Raw genomic sequence first — 432 nt, forward strand, 5'->3', positions numbered from 1 at the left:
TAAGTTGGTGACCCTTACCGCGCCTTTGACGGATCAGGTTACCGAAGGCGTCATAGTCGTAATGATGATCGCCCTGGATCATCAGGCGGTTGCTGGCAACGATGTCCGGGCCGGGGCGATCCTGCATTAGCAGGTTGCCTGCCGGGTCGTGGCCGAAGCGTTCTTGCACGTCTTGAGAGTGATCGGCGCGGGTCAGGCGGGCGAGGGGATCGTAGTGGTAGTCGTGTTGGCCTTTACGGGTGTCGAGCAGGCGGGTGAGATTGCCGGATTTGTCGTAGTCGTAGTGGCGCTGGTAGAGGATGTGTTGCTGTTGGCTGACGGCATGGGTGTGCAGGCGGTTTTGCTCGTCGTAGTGGTAGTTGCTGAGGAGCTGGCCTTGTTGGCGCTGGTGCTCGCGACCGGTTTTGAACAGGTGAGACGTGAGCGTTTCAT

1 protein-coding gene is annotated in these 432 nt (G+C 59.3%); it reads right to left on the minus strand.

From position 1 onward, the window contains the following. The coding region (locus tag ACI77D_RS29365) for a hypothetical protein (protein WP_407018107.1) at positions 1–432 on the minus strand (432 nt) is incomplete at both ends.

It is taken from the genome of Pseudomonas sp. O39 (assembly GCF_045447295.1).
Classification (GTDB): Bacteria; Pseudomonadota; Gammaproteobacteria; order Pseudomonadales; family Pseudomonadaceae; genus Aquipseudomonas; species Aquipseudomonas antarctica_A.